Here is a 16,742-nt window from a genome sequence, read left to right on the forward strand (position 1 = left end):
GGTAAGCAGAGTTTTTGAAATGTAAGGCCTTTGAATAAGACAAAAGGCTGCCTCATCGCTAACTTTGCAACAGTGCCGGCCAAGAAGACCAGCGACATCCAGCAGCAGCTGGAGCGCTTCAGTCATCAGATGGGCTTTGATTACTTCCGTTTGCTGATTATTTTCCCCATCAGCATGCAGAAATCCCATGTGGCGTTGTTCAACAACTGCCCCACCAGCTGGTTCGATGCCTATTCGGAGCGGCACTACCTGACCCAGGATCCTGTCGTCTTCCTGGGACTGAAGCAGACCCAGCCCATCTTCTGGAACAAGCTCGACTGCGACTCTCCCTGGCTGCCCAGCGCCAGCCGGGAGGTGATGAACCTGGCCGCCGACTTCGGGGTGAGAAACGGCGTCTCCTTCCCGCTGCACACGCCGCAGGGGGAACACGGCATTCTCTCCTTCATCAGCAAGGAGAAGTCCAATTCCGATCTGATGTTTGAAAACGTTCCCTTGCTGTCGTTCTGCGCCAGCTACATCTTCAACTCGGCGCTGCAGCTGATAAAGAGCAGGCCGGATCTGATGAAGTACCTGACCGAGCTGTCGGATCGGGAGAAGGAGTGCCTGTTCTGGGCCAGCGAGGGCAAGACCTCCTGGGAGATCGCCACCATCCTCGGCATCAGCGAGCGGACCGTGAACTTCCACCTTAATCAGGTCACCAACAAGACCGACTCGAAGAACCGCAACCAGGCGATCGCCAAGAGCATCTCCAGCGGCATCATAGTGCCCTCGCTGGACGACGTGACCATCACCAACCTGCGGCTGTCATAACAGCCACTCGAGCAGACAAACAAAAAGAGCCGCAATGCGGCTCTTTTTCATTTCCGGCGGTGGCTTATTCCACGGTCACGGATTTTGCCAGGTTGCGCGGCTGATCCACGTCGGTGCCCTTGATGAGGGCGACGTGGTAGGAGAGCAGCTGCAACGGCACGGTATAGACGATCGGCGCGATCATCTCTTCCACGTGGTTCAGGCTCATCACCCGCATGGTCTCGTCGCTCTTGAAGCCGGCATCGGCATCGGCGAACACGTAGAGGATACCGCCACGGGCACGCACCTCTTCCACGTTGGACTTGAGCTTCTCCAGCAGATCGTTGTTCGGCGCCACGACGATGATGGGCATCTCGGCATCGATCAGCGCCAGCGGGCCGTGCTTGAGCTCACCGGCGGCATAGGCCTCGGCGTGGATGTAGGAGATCTCTTTGAGCTTGAGTGCCCCTTCCATGGCGATGGGGTACTGGCTGCCACGACCGAGGAACAGGCTGTGATGCTTGTCGGCAAACTCTTCGGCCAAGGCTTCGATATCCTTGGCCAGCGCCAGGCTCTCCTTGATGCGCAGCGGCAGGGCTTGCAGCGCCTTGACCAGCTCGGCCTCGGCGGCGGCACTCAGGTTGCCACGGCAGTGACCGACCGAGGCCACCAGCATCAGCAGACCGGCCAGCTGGGTGGTGAATGCCTTGGTGGAAGCCACCCCGATTTCTGCCCCGGCCCGGGTCATAAAGGCCAGATCCGATTCACGCACCAGGGAAGAGCCCGGCACGTTGCAGATGGCCAGCGAGCTCATGTAGCCGGACTCCTTGGCCAACCGCAGGGCGGCCAGGGTGTCGGCGGTCTCGCCGCTCTGAGAGAGGGTCACCAGCAGGCTGTTGGGGCGCACCACCGACTTGCGGTAGCGGAACTCGGAGGCGATCTCCACGTCGCAGGAGACGCCGGCGATCTCTTCAAACCAGTAGCGCGCCACCATGCCGGAGTTGTAGGAGGTGCCGCAGGCGACGATCTGGACGTGCTCGACCTTGTCGAAGATGGCGCGGGCGCCGTTGCCGAACGACTCGACTACCACGTGATCCGAACCCAGACGACCTTCCAGGGTATTGGTGATGGCCTTGGGCTGCTCGTAGATCTCTTTCAGCATGTAGTGACGGTATTCACCCTTGTCACCGGCATCGTGGGAGAGCTCGGACTCCAGCTCTTCGCGCACCACGGCCTCGCCGTGGGTATCGAAAATGTGCACGTCGCGGCGGGTCACTTCGGCCACGTCACCCTCTTCCAGGAAGATGAAGCGGCGGGTCACCGGCAGCAGTGCCATCTGGTCGGAAGCGATGAAGTTCTCGCCGATACCGCGACCGATCACCAGCGGGGAGCCGGAGCGGGCCACCACCACGCGGCTGTCATCACGGCTGTCCATCACCACGGTACCGTAGGCGCCGCGCAGCTGCTTCACCGCTACCTGCATGGCCGCCAGCAGGCTGGGGGCCGATTTCAGCTCATGGTGCACCAGGTGAGCGATCACCTCGGTATCGGTGTCGGAGCTGAACACATAGCCCAGTGCCTTGAGCTCTTCACGCAGCTCTTCGTGGTTTTCGATGATGCCGTTGTGCACCACCACGATATGCTCGGAGACGTGAGGGTGAGCGTTTCGCTCGGACGGCTCACCATGGGTAGCCCAGCGGGTGTGGGCAATGCCGGTACCACCGTGGACGGACTGCTCTTCCAGCGCCTTGGCCAGCTCGGCCACCTTGCCCAGCCGACGCACCCGCTGCAGCGGCTGGTTGGCGCTGAACACGGCGACACCGGCCGAATCGTAGCCACGGTATTCCAGACGGCGCAGGCCCTCTACCAGGATTTCAGCCACATCACGTTGGGCGACGGCCCCGACGATGCCACACATACACTTCTCCTTGAGACGTAAGACGTTAATTCGGTTGGATATTGGTTTGTTCAGGTCAAACGGCCACGGGGGCACAAATCAGCTGGATCCCCCTGGCCTGGATCTGCTCTCTGGCCGCACTGGCCAGCCCCTCGTCGGTCACCAGGGTATGGATGCCGGACCAGGGCAGTTCGAGATTGGGGATCTTGCGGCCGATCTTCTCCGACTCCACCATGACGATGACCTCCCGCGACACTTCGGCCATGACCCGGGAGAGGCCCACCAGCTCGTTGAAGGTAGTGGTACCGCGTTCCGGATCGATGCCGTCGGCACCGATGAACAGCTGGTCGAAGTCATAGGAGCGCAGCACCTGCTCCGCCACCTGCCCCTGGAAGGACTCGGAGTGGGGATCCCAGGTGCCGCCGGTCATCAGCAATGTGGGTTCGTTCTCCAGTTCGCGCAGAGCACCGGCCACGTTGAGGGAGTTGGTCATCACGATGAGGCCGCGCTTGTTGCCCAGCATGGGGATCATGGCGCTGGTGGTGCTGCCGCTGTCGATGATGACGCGATTGTGATCACGGATCCGTTCGGCGGCGGCACGGGCGATCGCCAGCTTTCGTTTCGAAACTTGCTCGGGATTGCTCTCCGCCACCATCTCGGAGGGCAGGGGAACGGCACCGCCGTAACGGCGCAGCAGCAGGCCACCGGTCTCCAGCACCGCCAGATCTTTGCGGATGGTCACTTCGGAGGTGGCGAAGTGTTTGGCCAGGGCATCGACGCTCACTTCACCCTGCTCCTGCACCAGGCTCACTATGGTGTGACGGCGCTGCTGAGTATTACGTTTGGTCATCTTTAAGTTTCGATTCGAAAGAATGGCGAAATATTAATACCTTTTATGAAAAAATCAAACGGCAAATAGGATCCGATTTGGTTCGATGCCAGAATGGGGCAGCTGATTTGCGACGAGGATGCCATGCAAAAACGAACCATCTGGCTGGTGGAAGATGAAGCCAGCATCGCCGACACCTTGATTTACGCGCTGCAGACCGACGGTTTCGAGGTGGAGTGGTTTTCCCTCGGCCAACCGCTGCTGGCACGACTGGAACAGACGCGTCCCGACTTTCTGATCCTGGATGTGGGGCTGCCGGATATCAGCGGTTTCGAGTTGTGCAAGCAGGTTCGGGCACTGTGCGATACCCCGCTGATGTTTCTCACCGCCCGCAGCGAGGAGATAGACCGGCTGATCGGTCTGGAGATCGGGGCCGACGACTATGTGGCCAAGCCCTTCTCGCCGCGGGAGGTGTGCGCCCGGGTGCGGGTCATCCTGCGCCGCAGCCAGCCGGCCACGCCCCCACCGAGCCAGTTGCTGGCGCTGGACGAGGAGCGGGCCCGCATCAGCTTTCACGGCCAGCCGCTGGCGCTTACCCGTTACGAATACCTGCTGCTCAAGACCCTGATGCAGGCGCCGGGCCGGGTCTACTCCCGCCAGCAGCTGATGGATCTGGTGTGGAGCGGGGCGGAGGAGAGCCTGGAGCGCACCGTGGATACCCACATCAAGACCATCCGCGCCAAGCTGCGGGAGCGGGATCCCCACGCCAACCTGATCCTGACCCATCGCGGACTCGGCTACAGCCTGGAGCTGGCATGAACAGAGGATGGCCTGACACCGGCCGGAGGACACCATGAGGATCGGGCTGCAACTGCTGTGCGGGCTGGTGCTGATCTTCGCGCTGGCCGCCTGGTTCGTGCTGGAGATCTTCGTCGAGGAGATCAAACCCGGGGTGCGCAGCGCCACCGAAGATACCCTGGTGGACATGGCCCAGATGCTGGCACCGCTGGCGCTGGATGACCTGCAGGAAGGCAAGATGGCGGATGGCCGTCTGGCCAGCGCCTTCGCCCGCCTCAACCAGAGCCCCATCAACGCCCTGATCGACGGCCACCTCAAACAGCAGGCGGAGTACCGCATCTATGTGGTCGATCGCTGGGGCAAGGTGGTGTACGACTCGGACGGGGTGGATCTGGGCAAGGACTACTCGCGCTGGAACGACGTCTATCGCACCCTGCGCGGGGAATACGGCGCCCGCAGCACCCGCAGCGACCCCGACGATCCCGCCAGTTCGGTGATGCACGTGGCCGCGCCACTGCGGGAGGGGGACGACATCCTCGGCTCCCTCACCGTCGCCAAGCCCAACCGTACCCTGCTGCCCATGATAGAGCGCAGCGAACACCAGCTGCTGCAGGGGGCGGCCCTGCTGCTGTTCATCTCGCTGCTGATCGGCGCCCTGCTGGTGTGGTGGCTCAACCGCGCCATCGGCAAGCTGGTGCACTACGCCGATGCCGTCAGCCAGGGTCAGCCCGCCAGCCTGCCACGCCTCTACAGCCCGGAACTGGATCGGCTCGGTCGCTCCCTGGAAACCATGCGTCGCCAGCTGGACGGCAAGGCCTACATCGAAGCCTATGTGCACAGCCTGACCCACGAACTCAAGAGCCCGCTGGCTGCCATTCGCGGGGCAGGGGAGATCCTGGCCGAGGCGCCGCCACCCGAGGTGGCTACCCGTTTTATCGGCAACATCAATCTGGAGACGGCCCGCATGCAGCAGCTGATCGAGCGCATGCTGCAGCTGGCCAAACTGGAGTCGGGGCAGGGGCTGGACAGGCAGGCCGTCGAGCCGGCCAGGCTGGGCAGACGGGTGCTCGATGCCCGCCAGATCCTGGCCCAGCGCCGCCAGGTGACCCTGCACGCCGAATTGGGGGAGGCCCAGAAACAGAAGTGGGACTCGCTGCTGGTGGAACAGGCGCTCGGCAACCTGCTGGACAACGCCCTCGATTTCTCCCCCGTCGGCGGCACCCTGGCGCTGAGCGGGGCCATGGAGGAGGGAGGCTACTGCTTCCGGGTACGGGATCAGGGGCCCGGCATTCCGGACTACGCCCTGCCGCGCATCTTCGAGCGCTTCTATTCGCTGCCCAGACCCGACAAGGGCAAGAGCAGCGGCCTCGGGCTCAGCTTCGCCACCGAGGTGGCCCGCCAGCACGGTGGTCGGCTGACCCTCGCCAACCAGCCTGACGGCGGGGTACTGGCCGAGCTCTGGTTGCCGGCGGGCTGACACTTCACACTGGCCACATAAAGCGGCGCTATGCTGATGTTTTCCCAGCGAACTCTATGTGCTCAAGGAGACCCCCATGTCCCGCCTTCTGTTATCCGGCCTGCTCGGTGCAGGCCTGCTGTTCTCGCTGCCGGCCAGCGCCGCCACCGGCTGCTTTCTCTATGCCAATGGCAACGGCCAGACCCTCTCCAGCGAAGGAGATTGTTCAAGCCAGCTGCCACCCGCGTCCACCTTCAAGATCCCGCTGGCGCTGATGGGCTACGACAGCGGCTTTCTGGTGGACGAAGAGCACCCGGCACTGCCCTTCAAACCCGGTTACGACGACTGGCTGCCCGCCTGGCGGGAGACCACCACCCCGCGCCGCTGGGAAACCTACTCGGTAGTCTGGTTCTCCCAGCAGATCACCGAATGGCTGGGGATGGAGCGCTTCCAGCAGTACGTCGACCGCTTTGACTACGGCAACCGGGATCTCTCCGGCAATCCTGGCAAGCACGACGGCCTGACCCAGGCCTGGCTCAGTTCCAGCCTTGCCATCAGTCCACAGGAGCAGGCCCGCTTCCTCGGCAAGATGGTGAGCGGCAAGCTGCCGGTGTCGGCGCAGACCCTGCAGTACACCGCCAACATCCTCAAGGTGAGCGAGATAGACGGCTGGCAGATCCACGGCAAGACCGGCATGGGCTACCCGAAGAAGCTGGATGGCAGCCTCAACCGGGAGCAGCAGATCGGCTGGTTCGTCGGCTGGGCCAGCAAGCCGGGCAAACAGCTCATCTTCGTCCACACCGTGGTGCAGAAACCCGGCAAACAGTTCGCCTCGCTCAAGGCCAAGGAAGAGGTGCTGGCCGCCCTGCCGGCCAAACTGAAAACTCTGTGATACCCAGACCGGCGCCAGGCGCCGGTTTTTTTATCCCCCTTCACCCCCGCTTCACACAACCCCATCTCCCCTTCACCCATGACCGTCACACTCGGAGCCATCAACAAGGAGACGTGTCATGGTCAAACAGATATTCAGCCACAAGATCTTTCTGCTGCTGTTGCTCAGCCTGCTGCTGATGGTGCCGGTGCAATCCATCATGGAGCTGAACCGGGAGCGCCAGGCCTATCGCAGCCAGGCCATCCACAGCATCATGGCCAGCAGCAGCGGCCCGCAGCGACTGCTGGGGCCGGTCGTGGTGCAGCCTTATACCCGCACCGTCACGGTGGAGCAGGATGGCAAGCGCTTCGAGCGCAAGCTGCAGCTCTACCGCTACCTGCTGCCGGAGCAGCTGGACGTGCAGGCCAGCATGGAAGTGACCCCGCGCAAGCTCGGTATCTACCAGGCCCAGGTCTATCACACCCGGCTCTCCCTCTCCGGGCGACTGCCTGCCGAACTGAACGGTAAAACCCTGATCAGCGGCGAGCCGGATCTGACCGTCGATGGCGCCGATCCCGCCCTGGTGGCAGGCAAACCCTATCTGAGCCTGGTGCTGTCCGATGCCCGCGGCATCAACCGGGTGCCTGAGCTGCAACTGGGGGAACAACGCATCCCGTTTGCTCCCGGCGCCCTACTGGGTGACGGGCTGGCCGGCATCCATGCACCGCTTGCCACCCTGCCGGGAGCAGACGGCGCCTTTCACATCGAGCTGGATCTGCAGGGGATGAACCAGCTGGAAGTGGTGCCGATCGGCCAGGACAGCAGGCTCAACCTCGCCAGCAACTGGCCCCACCCCAACTTCATCGGTGACTTTCTGCCGGGCAGCCGCACCCTTACCGCCAGCGGTTTCGAGGCCAGCTGGCAGAGCAGCTGGTTTGCCACCGACATGGAGAGCCGTTTCAACCGGATGATGAAGGGTGCCAGCGGCGATCTGCCTGCCTTCAGCGTCAGCCTGGTGCAGCCGGTGGATCACTACCAGCAGAACGAGCGGGCCGCCAAGTATGCGCTGCTGTTCATCGGCCTCACCTTCCTCAGCTTCTTCATGTTCGAGCTGCTCAAGGGGCTGCGGGTGCACCCGATCCAGTACGCCCTGGTGGGCATGGGGCTGGCCATCTTCTATCTGGTGCTGCTGGCCCTGACCGAACACCTCGGCTTTGCCTGGGCCTATCTGATTGCCGCCCTGGCCAGCGTGGCCCTCAACGGCTTCTACCTCAGCCATGTGCTGGGTGGCCCCAAACAGGGGCTCGGCTTCGCGGCCCTGCTCGGGCTGGTCTACGCCATCCTGTTCGGCTTGCTGCAGGCCGAGGAGATAGCCCTGCTGCTCGGCGCCCTGCTGCTGTTCACCATCCTGGCGCTGGTCATGGTGCTGACCCGCAAGCTGGACTGGTATCGGGTGATGGGAAGCGCCCCGACGCCCCCCGCCAGCGGGCAGGAGAACTGAAAACAAAACCGGCGCCATCAGGCGCCGGTTTGCATTTCATTGATCGGGCATCACTTCTTCTTGACCGGGCGAGCCCAGTTTTTGATGTGACGCTGGGGTACCCTGGTGATCACCAACTCATTCTCGGCCACGTCCTTGGTGATGGTGGAGCCGGCCCCCAGGGTCGCCCCCTTGCCGATGCGCACCGGCGCCACCAGCTGGGTATCGGAGCCGACGAAGACGTCGTCCTCGATGATGGTCTGGAACTTGTTCACCCCGTCGTAGTTGCAGGTGATGGTGCCGGCCCCGATGTTCACCTTGGCACCTACTTCGGCATCCCCCAGATAGGTCAGATGACCGCACTTAGAACCAACCCCAAGACGGGCCTTCTTCATCTCGACGAAGTTGCCAACGTGCGCATCCTGCTCCAGAACCGCCCCCGGGCGCAAGCGGCTAAACGGACCCACTGAGCACTGATCTGCCACCTGTGCACCCTCGATAACCGAGTAGGGTTTCACCTCGGTGTGATCGCCGATCACACAATCCTTCAGCACGCTGCCGGCCCCGATGCGGACATGGTTGCCCAGCACCACCTTGCCTTCGATGATGACGTTGACGTCGATCACCACCTCTTCCCCGATTTCCAGGGTGCCGCGCAGATCGAAGCGGGCCGGGTCGATCAGGGTGGCGCCGGCGATCATCAGCCGCTCGGCCTGCATCTTCTGGTAACTGCGCTCGAGCTGGGCCAGTTGAACCCGGTTGTTGGCCCCTTCCACTTCCATGGCGTCGTCCGGGTGGACTGCGGCGATGGGGCAGTTGTCGGCATGGGCCATGGCGATCACGTCAGTCAGATAGAACTCGCCCTGGGCATTCTTGTTGTCCAGACGCGACAGCCAGCTGCGCAGCTGGCCACCGTTGGCCACCAGCACGCCGGTGTTCACTTCGCGGATGGCCAGCTGCTCGGCATTGGCATCCTTCTGCTCGACGATGCCGACCACCTGGCCATTGCGGCGCACGATGCGGCCATAACCGGTCGGGTTGTCCAGCACCACGGTCAGCAGCGCCATGCCATCGCTTGCCTTGGCGGCCAGCAGCCGCTGCAGGGTTTCCGGCTGGATCAGCGGGGTATCGCCGTAGAGCACCAGCACGTCGTCTTCGTCTTGCCAGAACGGGATGGCCTGGGCGACGGCGTGGCCGGTACCCAGTTGCTGCGCCTGCAGCACCCAGTTCAGGTCGGATGCCTGGATCCGCTCCTTCAGCAGTTCGGCACCGTGGCCATACACCAGATGCAGCTGCTCGGCACCGACCTTGCGGGCAGTCTCGATCACATGGGAAACCATCGGCTTGTTGGCGACCGGGTGCAGCACCTTGGGCAGGGAGGAGCGCATACGGGTACCTTTACCCGCAGCCAGGATCACGACGTTGAGAGACATAATTCGACCTTTGGAACATGAAGAAATACTCGGCGGAGTCTATCCAACGAGTAAAAAAAAAGCGACCCGCAGGTCGCTTTTTACCTCACCGTTATTAACGGTAATTCTTTTTGACGATATCGATGACCCGCAGTTGAGCCATCGCCTTGGCCAGCTCGGTAGCGGCCTGGGCGTAGTCGATATCACCATGGGAGCTGTGGATCCGCTCTTCCGCCGCGCGTTTGGCTTCCTGGGCTTTCGCCTCATCCAAATCGTCGGCACGAATCGCGGTGTCCGCCAGCACGGTCACGGCTTCGGGTTGTACTTCCAGCATGCCGCCGGAGATGTACAGCACCTCTTCAGTTCCATTCTGCTTCACCAAGCGGACCAGGCCCGGCTTGATGGCAGTCAGCAACGGAGCATGACCGTGGCGGAGACCCAGCTCACCTTCGGAGCCTGATACCTGAGCGGACTGCACGCGACCGGAAAACAGTTTTCCTTCAGCGCTCACCACGTCCAGGTGAAAGGAGATCATCTCTGCCATGGGCCCTCCTATCGAGGCTTACAGTTTCTTGGCTTTCTCGACAACTTCGTCGATGCTGCCAACCATGTAAAACGCCTGCTCCGGCAGATCGTCGTACTCGCCTTTCAGGATGCCCTGGAAACCACGGATGGTCTCTTTCAGCGGCACGTATTTGCCCGGGGAACCGGTAAACACTTCTGCCACGAAGAACGGCTGGGACAGGAAACGCTCGATCTTACGGGCACGGGCTACGGTCAGTTTGTCTTCTTCTGACAGTTCATCCATACCCAGGATGGCGATGATGTCCTTAAGCTCTTTGTAGCGCTGCAGTACGGTCTGAACGCCACGAGCAGTCTCGTAGTGCTCCTTGCCAACCACCAGCGGATCCAGCTGACGGGAGGTGGAGTCCAGCGGGTCAACGGCCGGGTAGATACCCAGTGCCGCGATCTGACGGGACAGTACGACGGTCGCATCCAGGTGGGCGAAGGTGGTCGCCGGAGACGGGTCGGTCAAGTCATCCGCAGGCACGTAAACGGCCTGTACGGAGGTGATGGAACCGGTCTTGGTGGAGGTGATACGTTCCTGCAGAACGCCCATCTCCTCGGCCAGGGTCGGCTGGTAACCTACTGCGGAGGGCATACGGCCCAGCAGTGCGGATACTTCAGTACCGGCCAGGGTGTAACGGTAGATGTTGTCCACGAAGAACAGCACGTCACGACCTTCGTCACGGAACTTCTCGGCCATGGTCAGACCGGTCAGCGCCACGCGCAGACGGTTTCCGGGCGGCTCGTTCATCTGACCGTAAACCAGAGATACTTTGTCCAGTACGTTGGACTCCATCATCTCGTGGTAGAAGTCGTTACCCTCACGGGTACGCTCACCTACACCGGCGAACACGGAGTAACCGCTGTGTTCGATCGCGATGTTACGGATCAGCTCCATCATGTTTACGGTCTTGCCTACACCGGCACCACCGAACAGACCAACCTTACCACCCTTGGCGAACGGGCATACCAGGTCGATAACCTTGATGCCAGTCTCCAGCAGGTCGTTGCTGTTGGACTGATCTTCGTAGCTGGGAGCCGCGCGGTGGATGGACCAACGCTCTTCTTCACCGATCGGACCTTTTTCGTCGATCGGATCGCCCAGTACGTTCATGATCCGACCCAGAGTCGATACACCGACCGGCACCTGGATGGATTTACCGCTATTCACTACTTCCAACCCACGACGCAGACCGTCGGAGGAGCCCATGGTGATGCAACGAACGACGCCGCCACCGATCTGTTGCTGAACTTCCAGCACCAGACCCTGGCCTTGACCTTCGCTGACAACCTTCAGTGCATCGTACACCTGGGGCACGGCATCTTGCGGGAACTCGATGTCCACCACAGCGCCGATGATTTGGACGATGAAACCGTTACTCATGTCAAATCCTCTAAACCTTTGATAACCCTTGCCTTACACCGCAGCAGCACCGGATACGATCTCTGTCAGTTCCTGGGTAATACTGGCCTGACGGGCCTTGTTGTATACCAGTTGCAGATCGTTAATCAGGTTACCGGCGTTGTCAGTCGCGGCTTGCATGGCAACCATTCGGGCTGCCTGTTCACTTGCCAAGTTTTCCACTACCCCCTGGTAGACCTGGGATTCGACATAGCGAATCAGCAGGGTATCCAGCAGTTGCTTGGGATCCGGCTCATAGAGGTAATCCCAGTGGTGTTTCTTGGCGAGCTTGCTGTCTTCAGTTACGGGCAAAGGCAGCAGTTGATCGACTCGTGGTTGCTGAACCATGGTGTTGACGAACTTGTTGTACACCAGATACAGCCTGTCAATCTCACCGTTGTCGTAAGCCTTCAGCATGACCTTGACTGAACCAATCAGGTCATTGACGCTCGGGTTATCGCCCAGTCCTGCGACATGAGCTTTCACCTTGGCGCCGTGCCGTTCAAAGAAGTTGGAGGCCTTGTTGCCGATCAGAGCCAGGTCAACCTTGGCTCCTTTCGCGCTCCATTGCTTCATATCATTGAGGGCAGCCTTGAACAGGTTGATGTTCAAACCGCCACACAGGCCACGGTCGGTGGAGACGACGATGTAACCCACTCGCTTGACCTCACGTTCGATGAGGTAGGGGTGCTTGTATTCCAAGTTCCCCTGAGCGATATGGCCGATCACCTTGCGCATGGTTTCAGCGTACGGACGGCTGGCAGACATGCGATCTTGCGCACGGCGCATCTTGCTTGCTGCCACCATTTCCATAGCGCCGGTGATCTTCTGAGTGTTTTTCACACTCCCGATCTTGTTACGTATCTCTTTTGCGCCGGCCATCTCTTACTCTCCATCAGGTGGCAGCTCGCGCTGCCACACACGCTTACCAGGTCTGGGTTGCCTTGAAGTCATCCAGCAACGCAGTCAGCTTGCCAACGATCGCGTCGTTGTAGTCGGCCTTGGCATTGATTTCAGCCATCAGCTCAGCATGCTGGGTATTGGCGTAAGAGAGCAGAGCGGCTTCGAAGTCGACGATCTTGTTCAGCTCGACATCGGAGAGATAGCCTTTTTCCGCGGCGAACAGCACCAGAGACTGGTGAGCCACGCTCAGCGGAGAGTACTGTTTCTGCTTCATCAGCTCGGTCACTTTCTGACCGTGGTCCAGCTGCTTGCGGGTTGCGTCGTCCAGATCGGAGGAGAACTGGGCGAATGCCGCCAGTTCGCGATACTGGGCCAGCGCGGTACGGATACCACCGGACAGCTTCTTGACGATCTTGGTCTGAGCAGCACCGCCCACACGGGATACGGAGATACCCGGGTCAACCGCCGGACGAATACCGGAGTTGAACAGCTGTGAGGTCAGGAAGATCTGACCATCGGTGATGGAGATCACGTTGGTCGGTACGAATGCAGATACGTCACCCGCCTGGGTTTCGATGATCGGCAGCGCGGTCAGAGAACCGGTCTGGCCTTTCACGGCACCATTGGTGAACTTCTCTACGTACTCGGCGTTGACGCGAGCAGCACGCTCCAGCAGACGGGAGTGCAGATAGAAAACGTCACCCGGGTAAGCTTCACGTCCTGGCGGACGGCGCAGCAGCAGGGAGATCTGGCGATAAGCTACGGCCTGCTTGGACAGGTCATCATAGATGATCAGCGCGTCTTCACCGCGGTCACGGAAGTACTCACCCATGGAGCAGCCGGCATACGGAGCCAGGTACTGCAGAGCGGCAGCTTCGGAAGCAGAGGCAACTACCACGATGGTGTTGGCCAGGGCGCCGTGCTCTTCCAGCTTGCGCACCACGTTGGCGATGGTGGAGGCCTTCTGGCCAATCGCAACGTAGACACACTTAATGCCGGAGTCTTTCTGGTTGATGATGGTGTCGATCGCGATGGCGGTCTTACCAACCTGACGGTCACCGATGATCAGCTCACGCTGGCCACGACCGATAGGGATCATGGCATCGATGGCTTTCAGACCGGTCTGGACCGGCTGGTCAACAGACTTACGCTCGATAACGCCCGGTGCAATCACTTCGATCGGCGAGAAGCCGTCGTTGTCGATTGGACCTTTACCGTCGATCGGCTGACCCAGGGTGTTCAACACCCGGCCCAACAGACCACGACCGACCGGCACTTCCAGAATGCGGCCAGTCCCTTTTACTTTCATTCCTTCTGACAGACCGTCATAGGAACCCATGATCACCGCACCGACGGAGTCACGCTCCAGGTTCAATGCCAGAGCGTAGCGGTTGCCCGGCAGCTCGATCATCTCACCTTGCATGGCATCGGCCAGGCCGTGAATACGAATGATACCGTCGCTCACAGAGACGATGGTACCTTCGTTACGCGCTTCGCTCTTGATATCAAACTGCGCAATGCGCTGCTTGATCAGCTCGGCGATTTCAGTGGAATTCAGTTGCATGCTCTAATACCCCAATCAAGATTGCAGCGCGTCAGCCATGCGATCCAGCTTACCGCGGACTGTACCGTCGATAACCAGATCACCGGCCTTGATGAGCACCCCGGCCATCAAGGACGCATCCATGCTGCAATTCAGCTTCACTTTGCGCGCGAGACGTTGTTCCAGAGAAGCCTGAATATTGGCTTTCTGCTGGTCGGTCAGTTCGATCGCCGAAATCACGTCAGCCTGAACTTCTTTATCCAGTTCAGCCTTGAACGCGACGAATTCAGCAACGACCGCCGGCAGCACACCCAAGCGACCATTCTCAGCCATCACCCGGATCAGGTTCTGACCATGCTCGTCGAGTTGCTCACCGCAGATACCGACAAAGATACTTGCCAGTTCTTCAGCAGCCACAGAGCCGTTTACCAGGTTGTGGATGGTCTCGTTCTCCGCTACTTGTGCAGCGAAGCCGAGCATCCCCAGCCACTGGTCAACCGCCTTGTGCTCAACGGCAAACTCGAAAGCAGCCTTGGCGTAGGGGCGAGCGATTGTAGTCAGTTCAGACATAGCCCCGTTCCCGTTACAGTTCTGCTACCAGTTTGTCGACGATGTCGCTGTTGGCAGCCTGGTCGATTTGACGCGCCAGGATCTTCTCTGCACCAGCAATGGCAAGAGCAGCAACCTGCTTACGCAGTTCTTCTTTGGCACGATGACGTTCAGCTTCGATCTCGGCACGGCCCTGAGCCAGGATTTTTTCCCGCTCAGAGTGGGCACCGGCAGCAGCCTCATCAATGATCTGGGCTTTACGTTTGTTAGCCTGTTCAATGATTTCTGCAGCCTGGAGCTTGGCTTCTTTCAGCTGATCGGTGGCGTTGGCCTTGGCCAAATCCAGATCTTTCTTGGCACGCTCCGCGGAAGAGAGACCGTCAGCAATGGCTTTCTGACGGGCTTCGATGGCTGCCATCAGCGGCGGCCATACGTACTTCATGCAAAACACTACGAAGATGAAAAAAGCAATTGCTTGGCCGAGGAGGGTGGCGTTGATATTCACAGCCTATGTCCTCTTAGTTAGTTAATGGGTTATGTCCGGGAGTCGTTGAGACTTAGCCAGCAACCGCAAACATCACGTACAGACCCAGACCAACGGCGATCATCGGGATCGCATCCACCAGACCCATCACGATGAAGAACTGGGTACGCAGAACAGGGATCAGGTCAGGTTGACGAGCAGCGCCTTCCAGGAACTTGCCACCCAGGATACCGATACCGATGGACGCGCCGATAGCCGCCAGACCCATCATCATTGCAGCAGCGATGTACAGCAGGTCCATGTTCAAGTTTTCCATGAGGATCTCCATTTATTTAGATGTAATTGATTGTATAAAAAGGATTATTTGAGTTGCATCAACCATGGTCTTCTTGTGCCATCGACAGATAGACGATGGTCAGCACCATGAAGATAAACGCCTGCAAAGTGATGATCAGGATGTGGAAAATTGCCCAAGGCACGGACAGGATCCACTGTGACCACCAGGGTAGCAAACCCGCAATCAGGATAAAGATCAGTTCGCCAGCATACATGTTGCCGAACAGTCGAAGACCCAGAGAAACAGGTTTGGAAATCAGCGTAACAGTTTCCAGGATGAGGTTAACCGGGATGGCCGCCGGGTGGTTGAAAGGCTGAAGCGTCAGCTCCTTCACGAACCCGCCGATACCCTTGACCTTGATGCTGTAGTACAGGATCAAGAAGAACACGCCCAAAGCCATGGACATGGTGATGTTAACGTCAGCAGAGGGAACCACACGCAGATAGGGAACACCCATCAACTGTGCAGCGTGGGGGATAAAGTCAACGGGGATCAGATCCATCAGGTTCATCAGGAAGATCCACACGAACACTGTCAGGCCCAAAGGTGCGATGACCTTGTTACGACCGTGAAAGATGTCCTTGACGTTACCACTCACAAACTCGACCAGCATCTCCACAAAGCACTGCAGTTTGCCGGGCACACCGCTGGTAGCCTTGACGGCGACACGGCGGAACGACCAGATAAACAGAGCGCCTAGCAAGACGGAAAATATCATGGAATCGATATTCACCGTCCAGAACCCAGACCCGACTTGCAGATGGGTCAGATGGTGGGAGATATATCCCTGAGGAGTCAGGACTTCTCCGGTTGCAGACATGAGTTTTCCTAATAGTGGTTGTTAAGCGTGAATGAGACTATCCACTGTACAACGAGGGCGAGGATATAAGTGGCGAAGAACGAGACGGTATCGACCTCGATCCCGGCGCCAAACATCAGGGCGAAAAGTCCTGTTGTAGTAATGAGCTTAATCCCTGCCCCACCATAAAAGTCCCGCAGAACCAGGCCCACACTCTCCTTCGTCACCTTGCGGCGCAGAACCCAGAGCGTGAACAGGGCTTGAGGAACCCAGTACATGCCCCCCCCGAAGAGGGAGGAGCGTCCGGCAAACGCACCGGTCTGATAAAACCAGACGGTACTGATCGCCAGGATCAGGACGAGCTGACAAACGAGCATAGCCAAGGCCAGCGTTAAACCTTCCAAGGCTATTTTCTGCTTCACCAACCTACCCCTGAACATTACAGAACTGTAAAAAATCGGGATCCGAAGACCCCGCGTTTACAGCCCAAAAAGCCGGTCAAATTATACCCTTGAAGGCAGCTATTGCAACATGACAAAAATCCTTAATTTTTGCGGCTTTCCGCACAGAATTAAGGTTATGTTCATATCAAAAGGAATGGATGTTTTATTACTACAAAAAGCGTA

17 protein-coding genes are annotated in these 16,742 nt (G+C 59.6%); 5 read left to right on the forward strand and 12 right to left on the reverse strand.

Annotation, left to right across the window (positions count from 1 at the left end; translation table 11 throughout):
* Positions 1–54 precede the first annotated feature (54 nt).
* Complete coding sequence (locus OKB87_RS22625) at positions 55–810, forward strand: helix-turn-helix transcriptional regulator (protein ID WP_429076815.1); 756 nt, start codon at positions 55–57, stop codon at positions 808–810.
* Between the two features lie 64 nt (positions 811–874).
* On the opposite strand, the gene glmS is transcribed toward OKB87_RS22625, so the two are convergent.
* Both glmS and OKB87_RS22635 read right to left on the reverse strand, forming a co-directional pair.
* Positions 875–2,707: a glutamine--fructose-6-phosphate transaminase (isomerizing) gene (gene glmS, locus OKB87_RS22630; protein WP_017410462.1), complete on the reverse strand. Its 1,833-nt coding sequence runs from the start codon at positions 2,705–2,707 to the stop codon at positions 875–877.
* 55 nt (positions 2,708–2,762) lie between these two features.
* Positions 2,763–3,536: a DeoR/GlpR family DNA-binding transcription regulator gene (locus tag OKB87_RS22635; RefSeq protein ID WP_270828576.1), complete on the reverse strand. Its 774-nt coding sequence runs from the start codon at positions 3,534–3,536 to the stop codon at positions 2,763–2,765.
* 123 nt (positions 3,537–3,659) lie between these two features.
* Between OKB87_RS22635 and blrA the strand changes: the two genes are divergently transcribed.
* The 4 genes from blrA to creD all read left to right on the forward strand — a co-directional run bounded on the left by blrA (position 3,660) and on the right by creD (position 8,141).
* Positions 3,660–4,334, forward strand: a complete 675-nt coding sequence (gene blrA / locus OKB87_RS22640) for a beta-lactam response regulator transcription factor BlrA (protein WP_045526001.1) — start codon at positions 3,660–3,662, stop codon at positions 4,332–4,334.
* A gap of 34 nt (positions 4,335–4,368) precedes the next feature.
* Positions 4,369–5,790: a beta-lactam sensor histidine kinase BlrB gene (blrB, locus tag OKB87_RS22645; RefSeq protein ID WP_263681032.1), complete on the forward strand. Its 1,422-nt coding sequence runs from the start codon at positions 4,369–4,371 to the stop codon at positions 5,788–5,790.
* Positions 5,791–5,866: 76 nt separating this feature from the next.
* Positions 5,867–6,661, forward strand: coding sequence for an OXA-12 family class D beta-lactamase (blaOXA, locus tag OKB87_RS22650; RefSeq protein ID WP_270828577.1), 795 nt, complete (start codon positions 5,867–5,869; stop codon positions 6,659–6,661).
* A 118-nt stretch (positions 6,662–6,779) separates the two neighbouring features.
* Positions 6,780–8,141, forward strand: a complete 1,362-nt coding sequence (creD, locus tag OKB87_RS22655; RefSeq protein WP_270828578.1) for a cell envelope integrity protein CreD — start codon at positions 6,780–6,782, stop codon at positions 8,139–8,141.
* A 50-nt stretch (positions 8,142–8,191) separates the two neighbouring features.
* Here creD and glmU read toward each other — a convergent pair whose 3' ends face one another.
* The 10 genes from glmU to OKB87_RS22705 form a co-directional block, all read right to left on the reverse strand.
* Positions 8,192–9,553 carry a bifunctional UDP-N-acetylglucosamine diphosphorylase/glucosamine-1-phosphate N-acetyltransferase GlmU gene (gene glmU / locus OKB87_RS22660; protein ID WP_270828579.1) on the reverse strand — a complete coding sequence of 454 codons (1,362 nt, stop codon included), beginning with the start codon at positions 9,551–9,553 and terminating at the stop codon, positions 8,192–8,194.
* A 94-nt stretch (positions 9,554–9,647) separates the two neighbouring features.
* The gene (locus OKB87_RS22665) at positions 9,648–10,076 is read right to left on the reverse strand and encodes a F0F1 ATP synthase subunit epsilon (protein ID WP_005307217.1); all 429 of its coding nucleotides are present in this window, start codon (positions 10,074–10,076) and stop codon (positions 9,648–9,650) included.
* Positions 10,077–10,094: 18 nt separating this feature from the next.
* Positions 10,095–11,483, reverse strand: coding sequence for a F0F1 ATP synthase subunit beta (atpD, locus tag OKB87_RS22670; protein WP_005307215.1), 1,389 nt, complete (start codon positions 11,481–11,483; stop codon positions 10,095–10,097).
* Positions 11,484–11,516: 33 nt separating this feature from the next.
* Positions 11,517–12,383 (reverse strand): F0F1 ATP synthase subunit gamma, encoded by an 867-nt coding sequence (gene atpG, locus OKB87_RS22675; protein WP_011707909.1) that lies wholly within the window; start codon positions 12,381–12,383, stop codon positions 11,517–11,519.
* Positions 12,384–12,426: 43 nt separating this feature from the next.
* On the reverse strand, positions 12,427–13,968 hold the full coding sequence (atpA, locus tag OKB87_RS22680; protein WP_011707910.1) for a F0F1 ATP synthase subunit alpha: 1,542 nt from the start codon (positions 13,966–13,968) through the stop codon (positions 12,427–12,429).
* Between the two features lie 15 nt (positions 13,969–13,983).
* Positions 13,984–14,517 (reverse strand): F0F1 ATP synthase subunit delta, encoded by a 534-nt coding sequence (gene atpH / locus OKB87_RS22685; protein ID WP_011707911.1) that lies wholly within the window; start codon positions 14,515–14,517, stop codon positions 13,984–13,986.
* A gap of 13 nt (positions 14,518–14,530) precedes the next feature.
* The gene (atpF, locus tag OKB87_RS22690) at positions 14,531–15,001 is read right to left on the reverse strand and encodes a F0F1 ATP synthase subunit B (protein ID WP_011707912.1); all 471 of its coding nucleotides are present in this window, start codon (positions 14,999–15,001) and stop codon (positions 14,531–14,533) included.
* Between the two features lie 52 nt (positions 15,002–15,053).
* Positions 15,054–15,296, reverse strand: coding sequence for a F0F1 ATP synthase subunit C (atpE, locus tag OKB87_RS22695; RefSeq protein ID WP_005307205.1), 243 nt, complete (start codon positions 15,294–15,296; stop codon positions 15,054–15,056).
* A 58-nt stretch (positions 15,297–15,354) separates the two neighbouring features.
* Positions 15,355–16,137 (reverse strand): F0F1 ATP synthase subunit A, encoded by a 783-nt coding sequence (atpB, locus tag OKB87_RS22700; protein WP_011707913.1) that lies wholly within the window; start codon positions 16,135–16,137, stop codon positions 15,355–15,357.
* 8 nt (positions 16,138–16,145) lie between these two features.
* A complete protein-coding gene (locus OKB87_RS22705; RefSeq protein WP_017410469.1) occupies positions 16,146–16,556 on the reverse strand; it encodes an ATP synthase subunit I in 411 nt (136 codons plus the stop codon).
* Between the last annotated feature and the right edge of the window lie 186 nt (positions 16,557–16,742).

This window comes from Aeromonas sp. Y318-1 (assembly GCF_027706125.1).
GTDB lineage: Bacteria > Pseudomonadota > Gammaproteobacteria > Enterobacterales > Aeromonadaceae > Aeromonas > Aeromonas hydrophila.

Bases quoted from the DNA above. Each gene is read 5' to 3' on its own strand.
- creD (WP_270828578.1), top strand. From the start codon at position 6,780: ATGGTCAAACAGATATTCAGCCACAAGATCTTTCTGCTGCTGTTGCTC.
- glmS (WP_017410462.1), bottom strand. From the start codon at position 2,707: ATGTGTGGCATCGTCGGGGCCGTCGCCCAACGTGATGTGGCTGAAATC.
- atpE (WP_005307205.1), bottom strand. From the start codon at position 15,296: ATGGAAAACTTGAACATGGACCTGCTGTACATCGCTGCTGCAATGATG.
- OKB87_RS22635 (WP_270828576.1), bottom strand. From the start codon at position 3,536: ATGACCAAACGTAATACTCAGCAGCGCCGTCACACCATAGTGAGCCTG.
- OKB87_RS22705 (WP_017410469.1), bottom strand. From the start codon at position 16,556: ATGTTCAGGGGTAGGTTGGTGAAGCAGAAAATAGCCTTGGAAGGTTTA.
- atpG (WP_011707909.1), bottom strand. From the start codon at position 12,383: ATGGCCGGCGCAAAAGAGATACGTAACAAGATCGGGAGTGTGAAAAAC.
- blrA (WP_045526001.1), top strand. From the start codon at position 3,660: ATGCAAAAACGAACCATCTGGCTGGTGGAAGATGAAGCCAGCATCGCC.
- blrB (WP_263681032.1), top strand. From the start codon at position 4,369: ATGAGGATCGGGCTGCAACTGCTGTGCGGGCTGGTGCTGATCTTCGCG.
- glmU (WP_270828579.1), bottom strand. From the start codon at position 9,553: ATGTCTCTCAACGTCGTGATCCTGGCTGCGGGTAAAGGTACCCGTATG.
- atpD (WP_005307215.1), bottom strand. From the start codon at position 11,483: ATGAGTAACGGTTTCATCGTCCAAATCATCGGCGCTGTGGTGGACATC.
- OKB87_RS22665 (WP_005307217.1), bottom strand. From the start codon at position 10,076: ATGGCAGAGATGATCTCCTTTCACCTGGACGTGGTGAGCGCTGAAGGA.
- atpA (WP_011707910.1), bottom strand. From the start codon at position 13,968: ATGCAACTGAATTCCACTGAAATCGCCGAGCTGATCAAGCAGCGCATT.
- atpB (WP_011707913.1), bottom strand. From the start codon at position 16,137: ATGTCTGCAACCGGAGAAGTCCTGACTCCTCAGGGATATATCTCCCAC.
- blaOXA (WP_270828577.1), top strand. From the start codon at position 5,867: ATGTCCCGCCTTCTGTTATCCGGCCTGCTCGGTGCAGGCCTGCTGTTC.
- atpH (WP_011707911.1), bottom strand. From the start codon at position 14,517: ATGTCTGAACTGACTACAATCGCTCGCCCCTACGCCAAGGCTGCTTTC.